Source organism: Butyrivibrio hungatei DSM 14810, assembly GCF_900143205.1.
Lineage (GTDB): Bacteria > Bacillota > Clostridia > Lachnospirales > Lachnospiraceae > Butyrivibrio > Butyrivibrio hungatei.
Genome location: NZ_FRDH01000010.1, coordinates 91653 through 111922, shown reverse-complemented (window position 1 = coordinate 111922; position 20270 = coordinate 91653). Strand labels below are relative to the sequence as shown.

At 39.7% G+C, this 20270-nt stretch carries 18 protein-coding genes; 12 read left to right on the top strand and 6 right to left on the bottom strand.

What is annotated here, in order from left to right:
• Positions 1-25: 25 nt before the first annotated feature.
• The gene (locus BUA02_RS12310) at positions 26-1378 is read right to left on the bottom strand and encodes a S1C family serine protease (RefSeq protein WP_072704598.1); all 1353 of its coding nucleotides are present in this window, start codon (positions 1376-1378) and stop codon (positions 26-28) included.
• A gap of 171 nt (positions 1379-1549) precedes the next feature.
• Between BUA02_RS12310 and BUA02_RS12305 the strand changes: the two genes are divergently transcribed.
• From BUA02_RS12305 to BUA02_RS12260, 10 genes are all read left to right on the top strand, one after another.
• A complete protein-coding gene (locus tag BUA02_RS12305; RefSeq protein WP_072704595.1) occupies positions 1550-3949 on the top strand; it encodes an endonuclease MutS2 in 2400 nt (799 codons plus the stop codon).
• A gap of 16 nt (positions 3950-3965) precedes the next feature.
• Positions 3966-4667: a response regulator transcription factor gene (locus BUA02_RS12300; RefSeq protein WP_072704592.1), complete on the top strand. Its 702-nt coding sequence runs from the start codon at positions 3966-3968 to the stop codon at positions 4665-4667.
• Entirely contained in the window at positions 4668-6104 is a 1437-nt protein-coding gene (locus BUA02_RS12295; protein ID WP_072704589.1) for a HAMP domain-containing sensor histidine kinase, read from the top strand.
• A 26-nt stretch (positions 6105-6130) separates the two neighbouring features.
• Positions 6131-6625: a tRNA (uridine(34)/cytosine(34)/5-carboxymethylaminomethyluridine(34)-2'-O)-methyltransferase TrmL gene (trmL, locus tag BUA02_RS12290; protein ID WP_072704586.1), complete on the top strand. Its 495-nt coding sequence runs from the start codon at positions 6131-6133 to the stop codon at positions 6623-6625.
• A 15-nt stretch (positions 6626-6640) separates the two neighbouring features.
• Positions 6641-8092 carry a 23S rRNA (uracil(1939)-C(5))-methyltransferase RlmD gene (gene rlmD / locus BUA02_RS12285; RefSeq protein WP_072704583.1) on the top strand — a complete coding sequence of 484 codons (1452 nt, stop codon included), beginning with the start codon at positions 6641-6643 and terminating at the stop codon, positions 8090-8092.
• Between the two features lie 235 nt (positions 8093-8327).
• On the top strand, positions 8328-9404 hold the full coding sequence (locus tag BUA02_RS12280; RefSeq protein ID WP_072704637.1) for an acyltransferase family protein: 1077 nt from the start codon (positions 8328-8330) through the stop codon (positions 9402-9404).
• On the top strand, positions 9401-9835 hold the full coding sequence (locus BUA02_RS12275; RefSeq protein ID WP_022774247.1) for a helix-turn-helix domain-containing protein: 435 nt from the start codon (positions 9401-9403) through the stop codon (positions 9833-9835). The genes BUA02_RS12280 and BUA02_RS12275 overlap by 4 nt, the downstream gene beginning before the upstream one ends.
• A gap of 35 nt (positions 9836-9870) precedes the next feature.
• Positions 9871-11109, top strand: a complete 1239-nt coding sequence (locus BUA02_RS12270; protein ID WP_143147428.1) for a condensation domain-containing protein — start codon at positions 9871-9873, stop codon at positions 11107-11109.
• Positions 11110-11156: 47 nt separating this feature from the next.
• Positions 11157-11879, top strand: a complete 723-nt coding sequence (locus BUA02_RS12265; protein WP_072704578.1) for a DNA alkylation repair protein — start codon at positions 11157-11159, stop codon at positions 11877-11879.
• A 33-nt stretch (positions 11880-11912) separates the two neighbouring features.
• Positions 11913-12461, top strand: coding sequence for a hypothetical protein (locus tag BUA02_RS12260; protein WP_072704575.1), 549 nt, complete (start codon positions 11913-11915; stop codon positions 12459-12461).
• Between the two features lie 35 nt (positions 12462-12496).
• Here the strand turns inward: BUA02_RS12260 and BUA02_RS12255 are convergent, their stop codons facing one another.
• On the bottom strand, positions 12497-14599 hold the full coding sequence (locus BUA02_RS12255) for a glycoside hydrolase domain-containing protein (RefSeq protein ID WP_072704572.1): 2103 nt from the start codon (positions 14597-14599) through the stop codon (positions 12497-12499).
• A gap of 140 nt (positions 14600-14739) precedes the next feature.
• Between BUA02_RS12255 and BUA02_RS12250 the strand changes: the two genes are divergently transcribed.
• Complete coding sequence (locus BUA02_RS12250; protein ID WP_072704569.1) at positions 14740-16584, top strand: ImmA/IrrE family metallo-endopeptidase; 1845 nt, start codon at positions 14740-14742, stop codon at positions 16582-16584.
• Between the two features lie 60 nt (positions 16585-16644).
• Positions 16645-17106 carry a hypothetical protein gene (locus BUA02_RS12245; RefSeq protein ID WP_072704566.1) on the top strand — a complete coding sequence of 154 codons (462 nt, stop codon included), beginning with the start codon at positions 16645-16647 and terminating at the stop codon, positions 17104-17106.
• 58 nt (positions 17107-17164) lie between these two features.
• Here BUA02_RS12245 and BUA02_RS12240 read toward each other — a convergent pair whose 3' ends face one another.
• From BUA02_RS12240 to BUA02_RS12225, 4 genes are all read right to left on the bottom strand, one after another.
• Positions 17165-17692, bottom strand: a complete 528-nt coding sequence (locus tag BUA02_RS12240) for a hypothetical protein (protein ID WP_072704563.1) — start codon at positions 17690-17692, stop codon at positions 17165-17167.
• Positions 17693-17778: 86 nt separating this feature from the next.
• On the bottom strand, positions 17779-18249 hold the full coding sequence (locus BUA02_RS12235) for a phage holin family protein (protein WP_072704560.1): 471 nt from the start codon (positions 18247-18249) through the stop codon (positions 17779-17781).
• Position 18250: 1 nt separating this feature from the next.
• Positions 18251-18790 (bottom strand): RNA polymerase sigma factor, encoded by a 540-nt coding sequence (locus tag BUA02_RS12230; protein ID WP_072704557.1) that lies wholly within the window; start codon positions 18788-18790, stop codon positions 18251-18253.
• 300 nt (positions 18791-19090) lie between these two features.
• Positions 19091-20179: a PTS sugar transporter subunit IIC gene (locus BUA02_RS12225; RefSeq protein ID WP_071177255.1), complete on the bottom strand. Its 1089-nt coding sequence runs from the start codon at positions 20177-20179 to the stop codon at positions 19091-19093.
• Positions 20180-20270 lie beyond the last annotated feature (91 nt).

The following is a 20270-nucleotide window of genomic DNA, read 5'->3' as shown; positions in this document are numbered from 1 at the left end:
AAAAATCCTCGTTTCTAATACTTCTTTACTTGTCTGTTGTGGAGGCTGAGAGAGTAACTTCAATCTCAATATCGATGTACTCGTTTGGAGCCTGTCTCATAACAGTAATTGTAATTATATCATTAGGTTCGCAACCTGCAAGCTTGCTAACCAAATGTTCATAGGTATCAATAGGAGATCCGCCAAAAGATGTGATGATATCTCCGCTCTGTATGCCAGCGCGCATAGCTGGTGAACTCATTTCTGTCTGAGTCACATAAGCGCCGGCTGGAATTCCAAGGCTTTCCTGAATGTCACTAGGAACTGTGGCACCGTGGATACCAAGGAATGCTCTGTCTTTTTGATTTGAAAGATCTTCGATAAGGCCTTTTAATTCAGTAATACCGATAGCACTGATCTGGTTGGACATGTCTGTTTGATTGTGTGACATATCAATGATTCCAATAACCTGTCCGTGAAGATTTATAAGTATTCCTGTAGCAGATGAGCTTCCGTAGATGTCTGTTGTAAGGAGTTTGTAGTTTGTATCTACAAGGTTTATGGAGCTCTTTTCAGAAGTGATGATGCCGTAGGAAACTGAGTCCTGAACGCCTACAGGGCTACCAAGTGCAATAACAGGAGAGCCTGTAAGGTTACCACCTGCTGAGCTTCCAAGATCAGCTGGCCCAATAGTATTTCGTGTGTCCTGGGAAAGAGCAGCTCTTTTGACACAGATGACACCGAGCTTGGTGATGCTATCCATAAGACAGAGGTCAGCATTGGCAGTTGCTCCGTTGCAGAAAGTTACGCGGATTGTCTCTGCACCTGAAACGGCAGTTGATGGAACAAGGATAAAGAGATTTGTTCCATTGTCAGCTACGATGAGGCCTGATGTAGAACCGCTTGATTCATAGGAATCGCTAAACCAGTTAGTGTCATTTGAAAGAGCTGTGACACTTACAAGGCTAGGCTTAACGGCATCTGTTACGGACTTAAGTGACCTTACCATCTTGTTATAATCTGATGAATCAAAGGAATAAGAAGCGATAGCCTGATCGATCTGATCCTTCTGACTTTCTTCAAAGCTCTGAGCTTCGCTTGCAGCAATCTGATCATCATCAGCAAACATCTCTTCAGGAGTTAGCTCATCGCTGGCTGATTCCTGTGGAAGTGTGACTGGATCAGGCTCTTTTTCTGGATAGAGCTTGTCACTAAAAAGTGGCTGCAATAAAAGGAAAGTAAGGCAGGCAACAAAACCAAATAGTACTGCCAAAGTGACAGTAATGATGGTGCGCCTTAAGAGCTTTTTCCTGTTAATTGGTCTTTGCTTTATCTTCTCACTAATAAAATCCGTATTAGCTAAATTTTCGTTTTTGTTTTCTTCTTGATTAGTTGGCATAGAATACCCCATCCCCATAAAACTACTTGATACATTTCAATATTATACCATAGTTCCCTAAATGACCCTATCTTTTAAATGGTAACTACGCATAAGAAGTAGCAAAGAAACTCTTATGATGGTAAACTGTAATTTGGATGATTATGTAACTTTAGACACAGGAAAATAATTATGAATCAGAAAGCTTTACACGTACTTGAATACGACAAGATTATTGAAAAACTTACAGAACATGCGACTTCAGAGCCTGGTAAGAAACTCTGCAGAGAGCTTGTTCCTTCATCTGATATAAAAGAGATCAGAAAGAATCAGGAAAAAACAAAGGATGCTATTTCAAGGATCTTTAAAAAGGGTAGCACAAACTTTGGTGACAATAAGGATTTTCAGGGAATATTAAAGGCACTCAAGATTGGAAGTGCGCTGGATATGGCAGCTCTTTTGAAGCTTGCAGCATTTCTTGATAACGTCAACAGAGTTAAGACTTACGGCAGACCTCAAAGGGATGATGAGGAGAGAGATTCTTTATCTGAATCTTTTGAGATGCTTGAGCCACTTACCTTTGTATCAGCTGAGATCAGAAGATGTATCATCTCAGAGGATGAGATGAGCTCTGATGCAAGCCCAGCCCTCAAACATATCAGACGCGGAATGATGCTGACCAATGACAGGATCCACGAGCAGCTAGGCAAGATCATCAACGGATCAATGAGAACTTACCTTCAGGATACTGTAGTAACCATGCGTGGTGACAGATATTGTATCCCTGTAAGAGCTGAGTATAAATCTCAGATAAATGGTATTGTTCATGACCAGTCATCATCAGGATCTACGCTTTTCATTGAGCCTCAGGCAATTGTTGAGCTCAACAATAAGTTAAGAGAAATGATCTTACAGGAAACAGCAGAGATCGAAAAGATCCTTGCTGAGCTCAGCCTTAAGGTTGCAGAGCACGTAGACTCTATCAAGTACAACGCAGATATCATGACTGACCTTGACTTTGTATTTGCCAAGGCATCATATGCCCTTGAGATAAATGCCATCACACCAGTATTTAACGAGCAGCATGCTTTTGATATCAAGAAGGGAAGACATCCTCTTATTGATAAAGACAAGGTTGTTCCTATCGATGTATACGCAGGTCGCGACTTTGACATGCTGATCATCACAGGACCTAACACAGGTGGTAAGACAGTTACACTTAAGACAGTAGGTCTTTTGACCCTGATGGGACAGGCTGGTCTTGCAATCCCTGCAGGTGACAGGTCAGAACTTTCAGTGTTCACAGAAGTTTATGCAGATATTGGAGATGAGCAGAGTATTGAGCAGTCTCTTTCTACTTTCTCATCACATATGACTAATTGCGTCAGCATCCTTGAGAAGGCTGATGAGAATTCACTTTGCCTTTTCGATGAGCTTGGCGCAGGAACTGATCCTACAGAGGGCGCAGCTCTTGCTATATCTATCCTTAACGACCTCCATGAGAGAAAGATAAGGACAATGGCTACAACTCACTACAGCGAGCTTAAGGTATATGCCCTCAACACACCTGGCATCAAGAATGCCAGCTGCGAGTTTGACGTTGAATCGCTTAAGCCGACCTATAAGCTCCTTATTGGAATCCCTGGAAAGAGTAATGCTTTTGCAATCTCTTCCAAGCTTGGGCTTCCAGACAGGATCATTGAAGCTGCCAAGGAGCAAATCGGTACTGAGGACAAAAAGTTTGAGGATCTTCTTGCAGACCTTGAGAAGAGCCGTAAGACAATTGAGAGCGAGAGTCTTGAGATTGCTCAGTACAAAAAGGAAGTTGAAGAGCTTAAGACTCAGCTTGAGGAAAAGACCTACAAGCTTGATAAACAAAGGGATGAGATCATCAGAAAGGCCAATGAAGAGGCGAGAGATATCCTTCAGGAAGCTAAGGATGTTGCTGATGAGACTATCAGAACCTTTAGAAAAGCGGGACCTGATGCTACAATGCAGGATCTGGAGAGAGCAAGGACCAGCGTTGGACAGAAGATCTCTGACAAGAATAAATCTATTTCCAAGAAGGTTGAAAAGCCAAAGGAGACACATCCAATTCTTAAAGAGTCTCAGCTTAAACTTGGAGAAACAGTCAAGATCGTGTCTATGGGGCTTAAGGGAACTATCAGTTCCAAGCCAGACAAGGATGGTTATCTCTTTGTACAGTGCGGTATCATGAGGACCAAGGCCAATATTAGAGATCTTGTGCTGGTGCAGGATGAAGATGGCAAGGCTGCCATGAAGAAGTTCTATGGTAGAAACACCAGTAGTAGCGGCGGCAAGATGGATCTTTCAAGGTCAGCTAATATCAGGACTGAGATCAATCTTATTGGCAAGAATTCAGATGATGCGCTTGCAGCACTTGATAAATACCTTGATGATGCCTATATGTCACACCTTAACAATGTAAGAGTTGTACATGGTAAGGGCGCAGGCATACTCAGACAGGCAGTTCATCAGTATCTTAAGGGTGTTCCTTATGTTAAATCCTTCAAGCTTGGAGAATTTGGTGAAGGCGATGCAGGCGTGACAATAGTAACGTTTATAAAATAATATTTTGGGGGAAATTATGGCAACTAAGCAGAAGATCTTAATTGTAGATGATGACAACAATATCGCAGAGCTCATATCTCTTTATCTGGTAAAAGAGTGCTTTGAGACCAAGATCTGCAACGATGGTGAGACTGCCATCAATACTTTCGATACATTTAAGCCAAATCTTGTACTCCTTGATCTGATGCTTCCTGGCATTGATGGATATCAGGTCTGCAGAGAGTTAAGAACAAGATCACAGGTACCTATCATCATGCTCTCAGCTAAGGGAGAAGTGTTTGATAAGGTTCTTGGCCTTGAGATGGGTGCTGATGACTACATGGAGAAGCCTTTTGATTCAAAAGAGCTGGTGGCTAGAGTAAAGGCAGTTCTTAGAAGATATAAGCCTCAGGCTCAGGAAGCACCTGAATCTAACGATAAGGTTGTAAGATATCCAGATCTTGAGATCAACATGACAAACTACTCTGTTACATACATGGGTGAGAGAGTTGATATGCCACCAAAGGAACTGGAGCTTTTGTATTTCCTTGCGGCATCACCAAACCATGTTTTCACAAGAGAGCAGCTCCTTGATCAGATCTGGGGCTACGAATACATTGGAGATACTAGAACAGTCGACGTTCATATCAAGAGACTTCGTGAGAAGTTAAATGACCATGCAAGTTGGAGACTGGCTACAATCTGGGGAATCGGATACAAATTCGAGGTAATGGAGTAAATGAAGAGAACTCTCTATCTGAAGTTTCTCTTGGCGTACCTTTTGTTTGCCGTCTTTGGCTTTATAGTGGTTGCGACTTTCGTATATAGCATGACCTATGAGCGCATACGAAGAGACAAGACAGACAGCATGTATCAGGTTGCCACGCAGATTGCCAACACCTATGCGGCAGATCTGTACAACAGTGAAACTTCACTTGAAACAGTACACACTCAAATGGTTACATTGTCCAAGTATATGGATAATGAGCCCATATGGATAATAAACCCATCAGGAAGACTTGTTCTTGATTCATCAAGAAATCTTGGGCCTGGGGATGAGATAGTTATCAAAGGCTTTGATCCTTCAGTTCTTGGAGGTTCATATTACACGACCGGCAATTTCTGGGACTCTTTTGACTCAGATGTGGTAAGTGTATTTGCACCTATAACGGCCAATTACAAGGTTCAAGCTTATGTAGTTATTCACGAACCTGTTTCTGATATTCAGGAGCAGGCCAATGAATTCCTTAACATATCCTACCTGATGCTGATAGTTCTTTTCCTACTGTCTCTTATCATCCTGATCTTCTTCACAGAGCTGGTATATATACCACTTCGCAAGATCACCAAGGCTACAGAGCAGTATGCAGCCGGCAATATGTCCTATGAGTTCTCTGTGGAGTCAGAAGATGAGATGGGATACCTTGCGGCGTCTCTGGCATATATGGCAGGCGAAATTGCAAGGCAGGAGGACGATCAAAAGAAGTTCATTGCCAATGTATCTCACGACTTCAGGTCGCCCCTTACATCTATCCGCGGCTATCTTGTGGCAATGCAGGATGGAACAATTCCTCAGGAGATGCATGAGAGGTATCTTGGAATTGTCATTAATGAGACCGACAGACTTACCAAGCTCACCAACGAGCTTTTGACGCTTAACAACCTCAACACTAAGGGAATGCTCCTTGATAAATCTGATTTTGATATTAATCAGGTCATCAGGAAAGTTGCAGAGTCTTTTGAGGGCACCTGCAGGAACAAGAAGATTGCAATCGAGCTGGTCCTTACTGATGACAAGATGCTGGTAAATGCTGACGTAGACAAGATTCAGCAGGTTCTTTATAACCTTGTTGATAATGCTATCAAGTTCAGCCATCACGATTCTTCAATCAAGATCGAGACTACAGAGAAGCACAGCAAGGTGTTTGTGTCTGTTAAGGACAGCGGAATCGGAATTCCCAAAGAAGACCAGAAGCTTATCTTTGACAGATTCTACAAGTCGGATCTTTCAAGAGGTAAGGACAAGAAGGGTACAGGCCTTGGCCTTTCAATTGTAAAAGAGATCATAAAGGCCCACGAAGAGAACATCAACGTTATCAGCACAGCAGGTGTTGGTACCGAGTTTATCTTTTCTCTTCCAAAGTCAGCAGTTATGGATGCTGATGATGAGGAATAATAGTAATAAAGGAAGTTAGTTTAAGAATGCATATAGTTTTACATCAGCCTGAGATTCCACAGAATACTGGAAATATCGGAAGAACCTGTGTGGCAACAGGAACAAGTTTACATCTTATCGAGCCTTTGGGATTCAGACTCAATGAAAAAGAAATAAAGAGAGCCGGAATGGATTACTGGGAAAAGCTCGATGTCACAAGATATATAGACTACGAGGATTTCAAGGAAAATCACCCAGGAGCCAAGATCTGGTACGCTACAACCAAGGCAAAGCGTTCATATACAGATGTTAGCTTTGGAATGGATGACTACATCATGTTTGGCAAGGAGAGTGCAGGAATTCCAGAGGAAATTCTGGTGGACAATGAAGAAAGTTGTATCAGGATTCCTATGGGACATGATATCAGGTCTTTAAACCTTTCTAATTCAGTTGCCATAGTTCTCTACGAAGCCCTTAGACAGAATGAATTCAAGGGACTTGAGACAGAGGGTGAGCTCCACAGACTTCATTGGAAAGAGTAATGCAGGTAGGAATAAATGGGAATTAAGAAAAAAGAAGATGTCAGGTACAGCAAAGATGAGCTTCTGACAGTAACCATCACAGATATAGGAAATGACGGAGAGGGCATAGGCAAGATTGACGGCTATACCCTCTTTATTAAGGATGCGGTAATTGGAGATACAGTAAGTGCCAAGATCATGAAGGCCAAGAAAAACTATGCTTACGCCCATCTTGAAAAGGTTATTGAACCTTCGAAGTTTAGACAGGAAGCAAAGTGTCCTATAGCAAGACAGTGCGGCGGATGCCAGCTTCAGAACATGACCTATGAGAGACAGCTTCAGTTCAAGCAGAATAAAGTAAGGAACAATATCGTAAGACTTGGGGGCTTTGATGGAGATTTCATCGATAGCATAACTGAGCCTATTATCGGCATGGATGAGCCATGGAGATATAGGAACAAAGCCCAGTACCCGATCGGAACTGACAAAAGTGGCAAACTTGTTGCCGGATACTATGCAGGCAGAACCCACAGTATCATATCTGTGGATGATTGCTATATTGGTATAAAAGAAAATAAGGCTATCCTTGATATTATATTAAAGCACATGGAAGAAAATGGGATCAAGGCTTATGATGAAGCTTCTGGAAAAGGTCTTGTAAGGCACGTACTCATTAGAAAAGGTTTTACCAGCGGTCAGATTATGGTATGCCTAGTTATCAACTACAGAGATGGTAAAAAAGATAAAAATGTGGATTACATTCCAAATCAGAAAAAAATTGTGGATTCTCTCAGTAAAATTCCGGGCATGACAAGTATCTCTGTCAGCATCAATACCGAGAAGACAAATGTCATCATGGGCTACGAGATTCATACAATCTGGGGAAGAGACACAATATCAGACACTCTTTGCGGCCTTGATTTTGAGATATCACCTCTTTCCTTTTATCAAGTCAACCCTGTTCAGGCCCAGAAGCTCTATGAACAGGCAATCACTTATGCTGGTCTGTCAGGAAAAGAGACTGTTTGGGACCTCTACTGTGGAATTGGAACCATCACCTTATCAATGGCCAAGACAGCAGGCCATGTCTTTGGTGTAGAGATAATTCCTGATGCTATAGAAGATGCAAAGAGAAATGCCAAGAGAAACGGACTTTCAAATGCAGATTTCTTCTGCGGTAAGGCAGAAGAGGTGCTTCCTGAGTTTTATAAAAATGGTGGCTACGATGGAGTATCAAGTAATGAAGCACTTCACCCAGATGTCATCGTAGTTGATCCTCCTAGAAAGGGCTGCGATGAGAAGTGCCTTGAAACAATGCTCAAGATGCAGCCAGACAGGATCGTATATGTAAGCTGCGACTCCGCAACTCTAGCGCGAGACTTAAGGATACTAGCTGACGGCGGCTATGAGCTTAAGGCTGTCAGAGCCTGCGATATGTTTAGTTGGAGCGGGCATGTTGAGACCGTTGTTCTTCTCACAAAGTGCTAAAGCGCTTTGTGAGAAGATTACAACGGTCCATGCGATAGATGTCCAAGAATCGGAGCCGAAGGCGAACGATGATTGGAAACATCGAACCGCTGAAACAGTCGTTCTTCTGTCCCAACAACGCAACCAAATTTAACAAAAAATAGCAAAACATGTAAGCTTCGCTTGGTAGACAGGTGGAGCTTACTTTTTTATGATTGAGAAAAATGTTAAAATATTTGGCAAAGGTGGTAGAAATATGAGAAAGACATACTTAGATAATATTCGCTGGATAACAGTAGTGCTGGTTGTCATTTATCATGTAATCTACATATTCAACGGTGTAACACAACATGGCATCATCGGACCTTTCAGTAAACATCAGCCCCAGGATACATATCAGTACATTGTATATCCTTGGTTCATGTTACTTCTGTTTGTGGTATCCGGCATGTCAGCCCGTTATGAACTAATTAAACGAACAGAAAAGGAATTTATCAGCGTAAGGACGAGAAAGTATCTTGTACCATCAACAATCGGCCTTCTGGTTTTCGGCTGGATTCTTGGCTATTACAACATGCTGATGTCTGGTGCATTTAATTCCATGAACAACGTACCGGGGCCAATCCTTTTCCTGATAATGGCAGTCAGCGGCTCAGGCCCTCTGTGGTACATTCAGATGCTTTGGATCTTCAGCCTGATACTGGTACTGATCAGAAGGATTGAAAAAGACAGATTCTATAATATCTGTGGTAAAGCAAATCTTTTGACACTTATACTTCTTGTTATACCCGTATATGGAGCGGCGCAGATACTTAACACGCCGATAATTGTGGTATACAGATTCGGTATCTACGGACTGGGCTTTATGATCGGCTACTTTGTATTGTCCCATGAGGTCGTGATGGATCGACTTGGCAAAAACTGGCTGTTATTAAGCATCCTTGCCATCGCATCCTGCATAGCCTTTGTTATTTTATATAAAGGTCAGCCTTATCCGGAGCACGTAGTTCTGGACACAATCATGTGCAATGTATACGCATGGTTTGGAACTCTCGGTATACTTGCCTTCATGAAAAAATGGGGAAATTTCTCGAATGCTTTCTCAAAGTGGATGTGCCGAAAATCATGGGGCCTCTACGTATTCCATTATCTGATGATAGCGGTCAGCGGATGGTATCTGCATACATTATGTCCGTTCCTTGCTCCTGTCATCGTATATCTGTTGGTTGCAATAGCAGCATTCGCAGGCTCCTACATTCTGTATGAAATCATGAGCCGCATACCTTTCATAAGGTGGTGTGTTCTGGGAATAAAAAAGGAGAAGAAAGAATGAGTTTTGCAGACAATCTTATGGAATTAAGAAAGCTTAATAACCTGTCACAGGAGGAAATTGCAGAGAAGATAGGCGTATCCAGACAGACGCTTTCAAAATATGAGACCGGAGAGTCGCTGCCGGACATAAAGAGATGTAAGATGCTGGCTGACCTCTTTGGCGTATCCATGGACGACCTTATCTCATATGAAAAGAATGATTCGGACAACCTGGGATATGCTATACCGCCGAAAGGAAAACATATCTTTGGAATGGTCAAAGTGGGAGATAAGGGTCAGATTGTCATTCCTGCCAAAGCAAGAAAGATCTTTGATATTAAAACAGGCGACAATCTGATTGTCCTCGGAGATGAATTCCAGGGGATAGCTCTTATTAAGGAGACGGGCCTTCTCGGTCTTATCAACAGTGCGAAAGAAAGTATAACTGACTAAAAGAATGTTCAAGGAAATTACCTGGAAACAGTTTTTTGCCAGATTATAAGGAGAAAGAGAGATTTATGCCAGGTAGGAAATACTTATATACGGAAAGGGCGCACTATATGTCCCCGAACATGCACTTCGGTATCATGGCGGAAATCGGATCGGAGTTCGATGCGGATGGTATCATCGAGAGCATTGGTGTTCTTAGATCGGCTCATCCGCTTATGAGAAGTCTGATAGCCGAGGAAGAGGGAAGCTCAATGATATATTATGAGGAGCATCCTGAACTTGAGATTCCGATAACGATAAAAGAGGCAGACGATAACTGGCAGACTGATTATGAGGCGGTATCTTCAGATGGATGGAATGTTCAGAAGGAAGCGCTGCTCAAGGTCTATGCTTATCCATCCGAGAGCGGAACGAGAGTTCTTTTTATAACGCATCATCTTCTTTGCGACGGGAGAGGGCTTCTACAGTTGGTGCAGGAGTTTGCAGATCATTATACTAGCGGTGCCAGGCCACACCTGGTTGATGAGAAGCTGATGGAAAGCCTTGATGATCTTCCAAATGGCAGCGACCTTAGGTTCATCAGCAGGGCGCTGATCAGAGATGCCAATAAGAAGTGGCGTAAAGAAGGGCATAGGGTCAGCTACGACGAGTATCTTGAGTTTGAACGTGATCATGATCGCAAACAGGATATAAAGCGTGAGATAAAGAGAGTTGACGGAGAAGAGCTTGATACGCTCCTGGGTTTGTGCAGAGAAAACGGGGTATCGCTCAATGACTATCTTGTTGCTAAGATGATGATCGATGAGAAAACAAATAAGGTGGTCATAGCTTCTGACATAAGGAATAAGATTAAAAACTATAAGGAAGGCTCGCTTGGAAACTATGCTACAGCATTCAGTGTGGTGGTTAAGAAGAAAACCTCTGAGATCATGGAACTCGCCAGGGCTGTAGATCATGAAGTCAGGAGCATAATAAGTAAGCCGGATAGGGAGATGCTCGTTCTCTCGTGTTATTTCAATATGGATCCAGAACTCCTCGATGCCATAGCTATATCGACTCTTGGAAGTTTTGAAAGCAAGGCCGGCAGATTTGTTGGCAGCAAGATGTTCGGCTATGAAAAGCGCGATGGACATTGTATCACGAACCTTGGAAGAGCAGAGAGCACCACTATAAGAGAGGGTGTATTCATTCCGCCGGCATCTCCCGTAAACAGGAAGGCGTGGGGCGTTCTGACGATAAACAATAAGATGAGGATTTGTTCAATACAGTCAAAGTAAATCAATGGAATTGAGGATTCTGGCAAAGGCAATTTGTGACCCAAATAATGAGTAATGTAGAAAACAGACCATTGGAGGTGAAAAATATGACTACGGAAATTCAATCCAAACTATTCGAATTACAAGACAAGAAATATAGGGATTTTCAAAGCGGTCTCATTCCTGGTGTTGATGGATTTGAGGCTATAGGTGTGCGTACTCCGGAACTTAGGAAGTATGCAAAAGAGCTTGTGAAAAGAGAAGGTATTGAAGAGTTCTTGAATGACCTTCCTCACAAGTACTTTGATGAGAATCAGCTTCAAGCCTTTATTATTTCAGAGATTAAAGATTTTGATAAGTGTATAGAAGAGCTCGAAAAGTTCCTCCCCTATGTAAATAATTGGGCAACCTGTGACCAGATGTCTCCAAAAGTTTTCAAGAAGCATAAGAATGAGCTCCTAAAGTACATAGAAAAGTGGATAAAGTCAAAAGAAACTTATACCATAAGATTCGCCATAGGAATGCTGATGCAGCATTTTCTTGATGAAGACTTTGATCCTAAGTATCTTAAAGCTGTATCAAAAATAAAGTCAGACGAATACTACATAAACATGATGATTGCCTGGTACTTTGCAACAGCCCTAGCTAAGCAGTATGAGGCTACCATACCTTATATCCAGGAAAAAAAACTTGATAAGTGGGTTCATAACAAGACAATACAGAAGGCAATAGAAAGTTATAGAATAACAGCAGAACAAAAAGAGTATTTGAGAACACAGAAAGTGAAGTAAATCATAGGTATTATAAATACGGTGGAGAGCTATATGAAGAAAACGATTTTAATTTGTATAGTAACGATTTTTCTAGTGCTAATTGTATCGTGTGAAAAGAATGATGGCTATATGGCTGGCACAGAGGCTATTTCAAGAGGTGAAGATCTTTTATCAGAGGAGAGTGAATTAGTGGAACCCCCCAGTAATTATGAAAGCTCGAATGCTTCAGATGGTGATTTGGTTTTTTTTGAAGAATCAAAGTATGATGAAGTGTGGAGTACTGATTCAAAAACTGAAGAACAAATATTTGAAGGCGGTGGAATGGTTTTATATTTAGCCTATGATGGTGATTGTGTTTCAGGGCAATTGTATAACATACAAGGTATAACTCAGAGAGTTGCAGACATATCTTTTTCGAAAGAGCAAATGATTGATGAAAAAATAAGTTTTGAATTTGATGACGGATTTGGCAGTGGAGATATGGACATACAATTTGAGGGGGATTCTATTTTGGTTAAGGTGAAAAAATATATCTATGCTCAAGACAATAATTCAGGATGGGGGACTGATTCTGAGTATGTGTTGCTAAAAAGTGAGTAGTAAAGTATTATGCTCTCTACTACTCACTTAGATAATTATTCGTTATACGCGTTAGCTTTTTCGTATACACTATTACGACGGGATATATATTTTCCAAGAGCTTTATCTGCAAGTGCAAGATTGTGTAATTCATCTAAAGTAACGCTTTCCCAATTTATTCCTTGATCTTCAAAACGAGAAATGGCTTTTGGAGACTGATTATAACAGTCAGCAAAATATATGAGAACTTTATTTGATCGTATTTTTTTATCTGTTCCGAGATTAATGTATTTGGTAACATCTTCGATGATTAGCACATCCTGAGTTTCTTTAGAAATATCGGAAACAAGAATTCTCTTTAAAGAGCTTATTTCTTCAGAAGAAAGATCGGAAGCATACAAGTTGTTGAACGAATTTATGTCTCCACTGTCAAGACCAGTTATAATCATTGAAGATGGTACATTAGAAAAAGTAGCATCGAAAAATGACTTGTCTTTGTCTCGAATTCTTGATAATAGAGTATATGCTCTGGAAGCTCTCCATTGAAGCAGACCTATCGAGAGGATACCGTTTTCGTCGATGCCATCATAGTTTCCTTCGTTTTCTCTGATAGTATTTGCAGTATAGATAATGAGCTTTTCTTTTCTTTTTTCATCTTCTGTTTCAGATGAAGGGAAATTAATAAGCACGCCTGTAGATGCGGGGGAAATATTACATCTATCAATACCTATTCCGCCCTGTGTAACTTCTACTACTTGCTCATACGCCCAGTTCTTAGGCATTGGCTGTCCAATGTTGCAAGTGAATCCGCTTGACATGTCAGCAACAAAACTAGATGAAGTCAAACCGTGGCTGGCAAGAATGTTACAAACAGCTCTTGGACCATAAACACCGATTTTATAAGTGCCGTCTAACACTGCCTTGATATTTCTAAAATAAGGGACAATGTATTTTTCAATATCAGCCGTTTTAACATCATAATCGACAGCGAAATAAATGGTTGTTCCATAAGGGAAAAATAGGTCATGAGCTGCTTTTAAAGCTTCTTTTGCATCACTATGTCCCTGAGAACTGTTTGTAAAGTATCCAACATTGTTTCCACGGGTCTGATAGATTGGGAATACTTTTAATCCCGCATTGGAAATGGCCTTTAGCTCTTCTAGAGTCATTTTCTTATCTAAAGTCCCGTTAACAGTATTGGTTAAGTATCTTCCAACATCTGTATACCCGTTAGATTTAAAGAAATTCGCCTGAGCCTCTGTTAGACGAGTTGCTGTATCAAATGCTTTTACATCTCTGCCAGTATCTCCTTTGCTTGATAATAGAGAAGCCCAGGAGCCTTTTTCGACAACATTTTCTCTTTTGATACACATGAAATCCTGAAAGTTTCTTATGCTTTCTAATAGATCATTTGAAAGTGTGCTGGTGAATTCACCAGTATAAAAGCCATTAATGGTCAGTGCCCAGCTAAGTAGTAACACATTTTCTGAATTTGTCGTTCCGTTTGTCAACGTTGGAGCTGCTTTTTTGCAGTCGTTACCCCAGGCACCATCAATGTTAGTAATGCCCCAAACTTTCTGACAGCACTTGATCAACATCTTGTGAGATTTTCTTTCCCATAGTCCATTTGGAGCAATGAGTCCGAAGTCAGTACAATATTTGCGGTTCATAGCTTTCTGTACTCTGTGCTGGTGATATGCCAGGGTTCCTTCTTCACCTTGGAAAAAGTATGCGTCGGTGTTCATAATACCCTGTAACTTTATTCCAGTAATAGATCCGGTTTCAGGAATTCCAGCATCTCTTTCAAACTTTTTTACTGCAGAGTCTACTGATTTTCCAAAAATACCATCTAATGGACCAGCAGAATAGCCTTTACACCAAAAAGAACCCTGAATGATTTTGACAATGTTTTTGTATGGGAATCCTTTCTCAATGTACAAAGGAAGTGCGTTAAGTGTTGATTTTCCAAAATCGCCATCTACGGTAAGTTTGCTTCCAAAGTTTTCATTTAGCTCAATCTGGAGAGCCTGAACAAGTCTTTTAAATGTTCCCTGACCTGTTATACCGTCGATTTCATTGTCATTAAATTTTGTAAAACCTTTTTTGGATTTGTAAGTTTTGTTTAACCACTCTTGAGTCTGTTTTACCATTTCATCCATATTTTTTTTCTCCTGTGTTTGTTTATTTTTGCAGCTGCTATTAGATAAAAAGAAAAAATAAGTGGAAGTGTAAACTTTGTTTATAAAAAGGATTTGTAGTATTATTTTTGATATGACAGCTTTGGGGGGAGACAATAGAGATGCGATCTTTTCGAGAATTTCTAAAAAATAAGCATTATGAGTTAATTTGTGAATCAATCACGGAGTATATATATGAAAACAAGCGTGATTTGAATCTTTCTTTGCGCTATTTATCAAATGTTGATAAAGTTCTTGCAGATTATTTCAATATTAAATTTGTTTTATCTACTAACAATCAGGGCTTAAAAATAGATTTTGATGTAATTGTAGAAGTTGAGCTGGAAATCTACGATTATAGTAAAAAGCATGAAAGAATCGAGAATACAACGCAATGGTTTACATGCCATTGTGAGGGGTCATTAGAAGATAAACTTGAAAAAATAAAGATTTTATATGTTGAAGAATATTGTGGTGTAAGGCATGGGGCTGATAGTCTTTCAGATGATTTTATACCTTGTATAAAGCAGAAAGATTTGGATTCGATAGCAGCTTGCTTTTTGAAGAAGTATTATCCAAAAGCGTTATTAGAGCCATTGAAGATAGACACATTCGAATTAGCTCGTTCAATGGGCCTTACAGTTGTTACGAAGAATATAACAAATGATGGTAGTATTTTTGGTCAATTGTATTTTGAAGACTGTAATGCATTTTTTTATGACGACGATGGCGCTTTAATTCAGGACAAAATAGCTAAAAACACAATTGTTTTAGATCCTAGTATTTTCTATCTTAGAGATGTTGGGTCTGTTAATCATACGATAGTACATGAATGTGTTCATAAAGAGTATCATTACAAAAAATACTTGTTTGAAAGCATATATAATGAAAACTATTCAAATATAGATTGTAGTATTGATGGCAATACTAAAAGAACCACAAAAGAATCTTATATGGAGTGGCAAGCAAACGCATTGGCAGCTCATATTTTAATGCCTGAAAACATGTTCAAAATGCAGGCTTCTAAATTTTTGAGAGAAGTAAGAGGAGCTAGTGGTTTTTTTGATCTTATAGATGTGCTTCCAATGGTGATAGATAAGCTTGCTGATTATTTTGGCGTTTCAAGAATGTCGGCGAAAATAAGACTCGTGGAAGTTGGATACGAAGAAGCAATAGGAATATATGATTATATGGATGGCAAATATCTTCGTCCATATTCATTTAGTAAAGGCGCACTAAAACAGAAACAGACATTTTCCATAAATCTTGCAGATGCAGCACTTTTGGTTTTTACAGACAGCAATATCAGAAATATGGTGGAGCAAGGATTCTACATTTATGCAGAATCACATTTTGTAATTAACTCTTCAAAGTATATTATTCATGGTAATGAAGGACCTATGCTTACAGAGTATGCTTTAAGCCACATGGACGAGTGTTGTTTAATATTCAATCTTGTAATTGACGGCGCTGATGACAAATGGCATGCATCATTTTATTTGAATAGAAGTGATCAGTCACCGATACGTTTTAGGGTGGAATATAATAATGGGTTACAAAACTCATATGATACGGCCAAGAAAAATGAGGTGTTGGCGCAAGATATATCAGATCAAAGTGAGATTTTAAGAAAGCTTCCTGAAGACTTTTCGGACTCTCTAAAAATACTAATGAAATGGCGGAACTTAAGTCAAAAAGAAATAGCTGATAAAGCACGCATCAATGAAAAAACTATTAGTAGAGCGTTGCATGGTGAAAATATAAGTCTTGAAAATGTGATACTAATTTGTTTAGCGTTGCAAACATTTTATTCTATCAGTGAAAAGTTGATAAGATTGTCGGGAAATGCGCTACGTATGGGAAATCATGATCATCAATTTTATAATTTTGTTTTATTACATTATTATGCGGATTCGTTGGATTATATAAATGACTTTCTCATTTCTAATAATGTTAAGCCTTTATAGTTTAGATACAATACATCAAATGTTATTATTTCAATATGTATTATTAGGAGAAAAGAAAATATGAGAAAAAACATACTGTTAGCTATTATTGCGGCTACAATAATTATGGAAGGGTGTTCGGTGGGTGAGACAGTCTCACCTGAAGAGAAGATGCCTAGTGTTGAAATTGAGGAAATGACAGAAAGTTCAACAGAAGATTCGAGCGAGGATTGTTCTATTGATTCTCCCTTATGCGGTTGCTACGGAGAGTATAAGAATGATCATTATCTTATAATTTCTGATGGAATGGAGGAAGGCTCTTTTGACATTGAGATACATATAGATGATTCAAAAGAATTGAAAGGATATGCGACTATTTATGAATATCCTGATAGTAAAGAAGTTTTGTTATTTACAAGTGAAGATGGAACTGTGAAGGGGACAATAGACGGCTTTGAAACAGATGTTACATTTTATGTATCAGAGACAGATGGCGCTGTTGTAGGGCAGGAAGAAGCCTATTCATTTGAAGGTAAAAACTAAAGAATAAAAAAGTAATGCGTGCACCATTGCTGTGGTGCACGCATTTTGGTTGAGTTAATTATAGAAGTGCTCTGTTGCTAGGCATTGAACCAACAGTTAGGAAATCAATACAAAATTCCTTTACTACATCTTTTCCGCCTGGTTTTCTGTATCCTGCACAGAAAATTCTTGAAGGATAATCTGCGCCAGTAGTACATGAAGACTTGATCTTGATAATAGTTCCCTTTGGGAGCGGAGTAGACTGTTTATGGGTTCCTACATACCAATTCATGTTTTTTGATAGAGTGTGACTATATAATCCTGCTCCATCAGGTAGATTCTTTTCTAATGTTTTTCCATTACTTTTTCTTTCGCAGTATGGAGTATAGTCAGGATTTACACTTCCAAATCCCCCTCTGCTTATTCCACCTGATGAATTGCGGAATACAATAAACGATACATTTCCTTCGGATGCGTGCATGCCAAAACACTCGTTGGGATATATTGTGCCAATCTGCTTGTTTGTGATGTCAATTTCATTTTTTGTAAGCTGATAAACAGGCACTTTTCTGTCTGATGTATTTACAAAAGCTCTACCGTTGTACATATTTTTTCCTCTTTTCTTATTTGTTTTGTTGTAGCAGCTACACTATATAGAAAGAATGAGAAGTTGTTTTTGTAAACTAGAAAGAGTTATTTTTTCTTATCATCCAAGTTCTGTCTTAAATCAGAGAGAATGTTTAATAGAAATTTAGGTACCGGAACCCCCAATCTAGCAGTGTTTTCGGTTATCGACAGAAGTTCGTTAAGAATAAACCATACGAGGACAACTAACGCTATAGTAGTAGAAGATTTGACTTCTATACCCAGTTCACCAGAGAATGTACGGAGTATATAATCCATACATAAGGCAACTATATTAGTTAACAAATAACCTATCTTTTTAATGATTCCATTAAGACCTTTTTTGCTACTCCAACCATAGTTTGGGTCATTAGGATTATCAATTGCTTCCTTATAGGAAGCCAGCATCCCTGATATATAATCAATAACCATTAACAGTACCAAAAGAACATATGCGGAATAGTAATTGAGAAAAAAGTCTGCAAGCCAAGTGCTTGTAAGTACTGCTCCAGTGTACTCTATTATTTTTTTTATTTTCATGTTATACCTCCCAAAATATACTCATGTCTTTTCTAAAGTTTCTTCTGATACGATTTGCGTATTGTCTGCTAACGTGATAATTCTTTGCGATTTCGGAATCAGACATATCGTTGAAAATCATCTTTAGGCACATGTCTTTTACAACTGTAGGATAATTGCTAAGCACAAAAATGATATCTTGTTTTAAGTTGGCATATGCATACTTAAGATGTTCCTCGGATTGTTCGTTTTCCATAATGGAATCATCAAGCAAAAAAGAGGTTTCATTTTCATTTTTGCTTTTTCTATAGAGCTCCAGAAATTTGCACTTAAGTGCATTGAAAAAGTATCTTGTGCATTCTCCTTCGTTGTCATATTTTTCAATTTTCTGAGAAGCTTCCCATAGTGCCAAAAGCATTTCTTGTTTGACATCTTCAGCCTCATTTTTATAAAGAAGTCGTGTGTATTTCTTTATCAGAGGAGAAAACTTTTCTGCAAGGAGTAGAAATCCTTGTCCATCTTTGGATTTACAACTTGTGATAATAGAAGCGTAACTATTCATTTTTTAATCTCCTGTAACTGTTTTTTGTTTCAGGAGATAAGCGCTTATCTCTGTTTGTTTATAATGTATCTTGATTTGGGCTTGTTGAGGTGGACACTTGCTGTCTCTGGATTTTTGCTGGATAATTACGAGATGAAGAGGTGCTTTTTGAAATAAAAAAAGAAAAAGCAGACAGTTTATGTCTGCTTCTTCTATACAATGTGATTGTGAGCATAATTAAATTAGTTTTTCTTCGCAAGTATTGTGTACCATTCTATATCTTCGAATGGCAGCATTGGAGCATAAGATGGGAACTCCTCCTTAAAGTGCCATATCTCCTTCTTTAACCCAGCCAAGCTTCTTGACACCTGCGTTTATCACAAGTGAGAAGATTGCTGGAAGAATGATGCAAACCATAAGAAGTCCGATCCAGTCAAAGGCTGTGATAGCACTCTTAGTACCATCAAGTACTCCGTTTACCCATCCTGTGTAAACACCGATAGGGCCTACAAGTCCGCAAGTACCCATACCTGATGAAACAGGAGCTCCGTTCATCTCAAGCTTAAAGAGACATGTTGCAATAGGTCCAGTGATTGCAGAAGCAAGTGTTGGTGCGATCCAGATGCGTGGATTCTTGATAATGTTACCCATCTGGAGCATTGATGTTCCAAGGCCCTGTGATACTAGGCCGCCCCATTTGTTTTCCTTAAATGAGATAACTGCAAAGCCAACCATCTGAGCACAGCAACCTGCTACAGCCGCTCCGCCAGCAAGTCCTACTAATCCAAAGGCTGCGCAGATGGCTGCAGAAGAGATTGGAAGTGTGAGGGCTACGCCCACAAGAACTGAAACAGCAATTCCCATGAAGAATGGCTGAAGTTCTGTTGCCTTCATAATGACATCTCCTAGCCACATTGCAAGCTGTCCAAGTGGAGGCGCGATCAGCCAAGAGAAGAATATTCCAGTTGCGATAGTAACGAGTGGAGTAACTAAGATATCTATCTTTGTCTCTTTTGACACAGCCTTACCAAATTCAGCTGCAAGAATAGCGACAAAGAGAACTGCCAGAGGACCGCCTGCTCCGCCAAGGGCGTTAGCAGCAAATCCAACAGTGATCATTGAAAAAAGTACAAGTGGTGGGCACTTAAGTGCAAAACCAATAGCTGTAGCCATGGCAGGTCCGCTCATTGCAGATGCAAGTCCGCCGACGGTGTATTCTTTACCGGCGATAGTTGCTACTGTGCTTAATAAAAATGGTATGTTGAACTGTTTACCGACTGTGTCGATGATAGTTCCAATGAGCAGTGAGCAGAAAAGTCCCTGAGCCATTGCTCCAAGCGCATCAATACCGTAGCGCTTAAGTGAGATTTCGATGTCTTTTCGTTTTAAGAATTCCTTTACCTTTTCCATACTTTCTCCCTGTAAATACATGTATTTTTACTACACATCTTCACGATTATACTATATCCTATAATAGATAACTATAGTAATATTAAGGGCT

Coding starts and splice junctions, on each gene's coding strand:
- BUA02_RS12310 (WP_072704598.1), bottom strand. CDS start 1,378: ATGCCAACTAATCAAGAAGAAAACAAAAACGAAAATTTAGCTAATACG.
- BUA02_RS12305 (WP_072704595.1), top strand. CDS start 1,550: ATGAATCAGAAAGCTTTACACGTACTTGAATACGACAAGATTATTGAA.
- BUA02_RS12300 (WP_072704592.1), top strand. CDS start 3,966: ATGGCAACTAAGCAGAAGATCTTAATTGTAGATGATGACAACAATATC.
- BUA02_RS12295 (WP_072704589.1), top strand. CDS start 4,668: ATGAAGAGAACTCTCTATCTGAAGTTTCTCTTGGCGTACCTTTTGTTT.
- trmL (WP_072704586.1), top strand. CDS start 6,131: ATGCATATAGTTTTACATCAGCCTGAGATTCCACAGAATACTGGAAAT.
- rlmD (WP_072704583.1), top strand. CDS start 6,641: ATGGGAATTAAGAAAAAAGAAGATGTCAGGTACAGCAAAGATGAGCTT.
- BUA02_RS12280 (WP_072704637.1), top strand. CDS start 8,328: ATGAGAAAGACATACTTAGATAATATTCGCTGGATAACAGTAGTGCTG.
- BUA02_RS12275 (WP_022774247.1), top strand. CDS start 9,401: ATGAGTTTTGCAGACAATCTTATGGAATTAAGAAAGCTTAATAACCTG.
- BUA02_RS12265 (WP_072704578.1), top strand. CDS start 11,157: ATGAGTAATGTAGAAAACAGACCATTGGAGGTGAAAAATATGACTACG.
- BUA02_RS12260 (WP_072704575.1), top strand. CDS start 11,913: ATGAAGAAAACGATTTTAATTTGTATAGTAACGATTTTTCTAGTGCTA.
- BUA02_RS12255 (WP_072704572.1), bottom strand. CDS start 14,599: ATGGATGAAATGGTAAAACAGACTCAAGAGTGGTTAAACAAAACTTAC.
- BUA02_RS12250 (WP_072704569.1), top strand. CDS start 14,740: ATGCGATCTTTTCGAGAATTTCTAAAAAATAAGCATTATGAGTTAATT.
- BUA02_RS12245 (WP_072704566.1), top strand. CDS start 16,645: ATGAGAAAAAACATACTGTTAGCTATTATTGCGGCTACAATAATTATG.
- BUA02_RS12240 (WP_072704563.1), bottom strand. CDS start 17,692: ATGTACAACGGTAGAGCTTTTGTAAATACATCAGACAGAAAAGTGCCT.
- BUA02_RS12235 (WP_072704560.1), bottom strand. CDS start 18,249: ATGAAAATAAAAAAAATAATAGAGTACACTGGAGCAGTACTTACAAGC.
- BUA02_RS12230 (WP_072704557.1), bottom strand. CDS start 18,790: ATGAATAGTTACGCTTCTATTATCACAAGTTGTAAATCCAAAGATGGA.
- BUA02_RS12225 (WP_071177255.1), bottom strand. CDS start 20,179: ATGGAAAAGGTAAAGGAATTCTTAAAACGAAAAGACATCGAAATCTCA.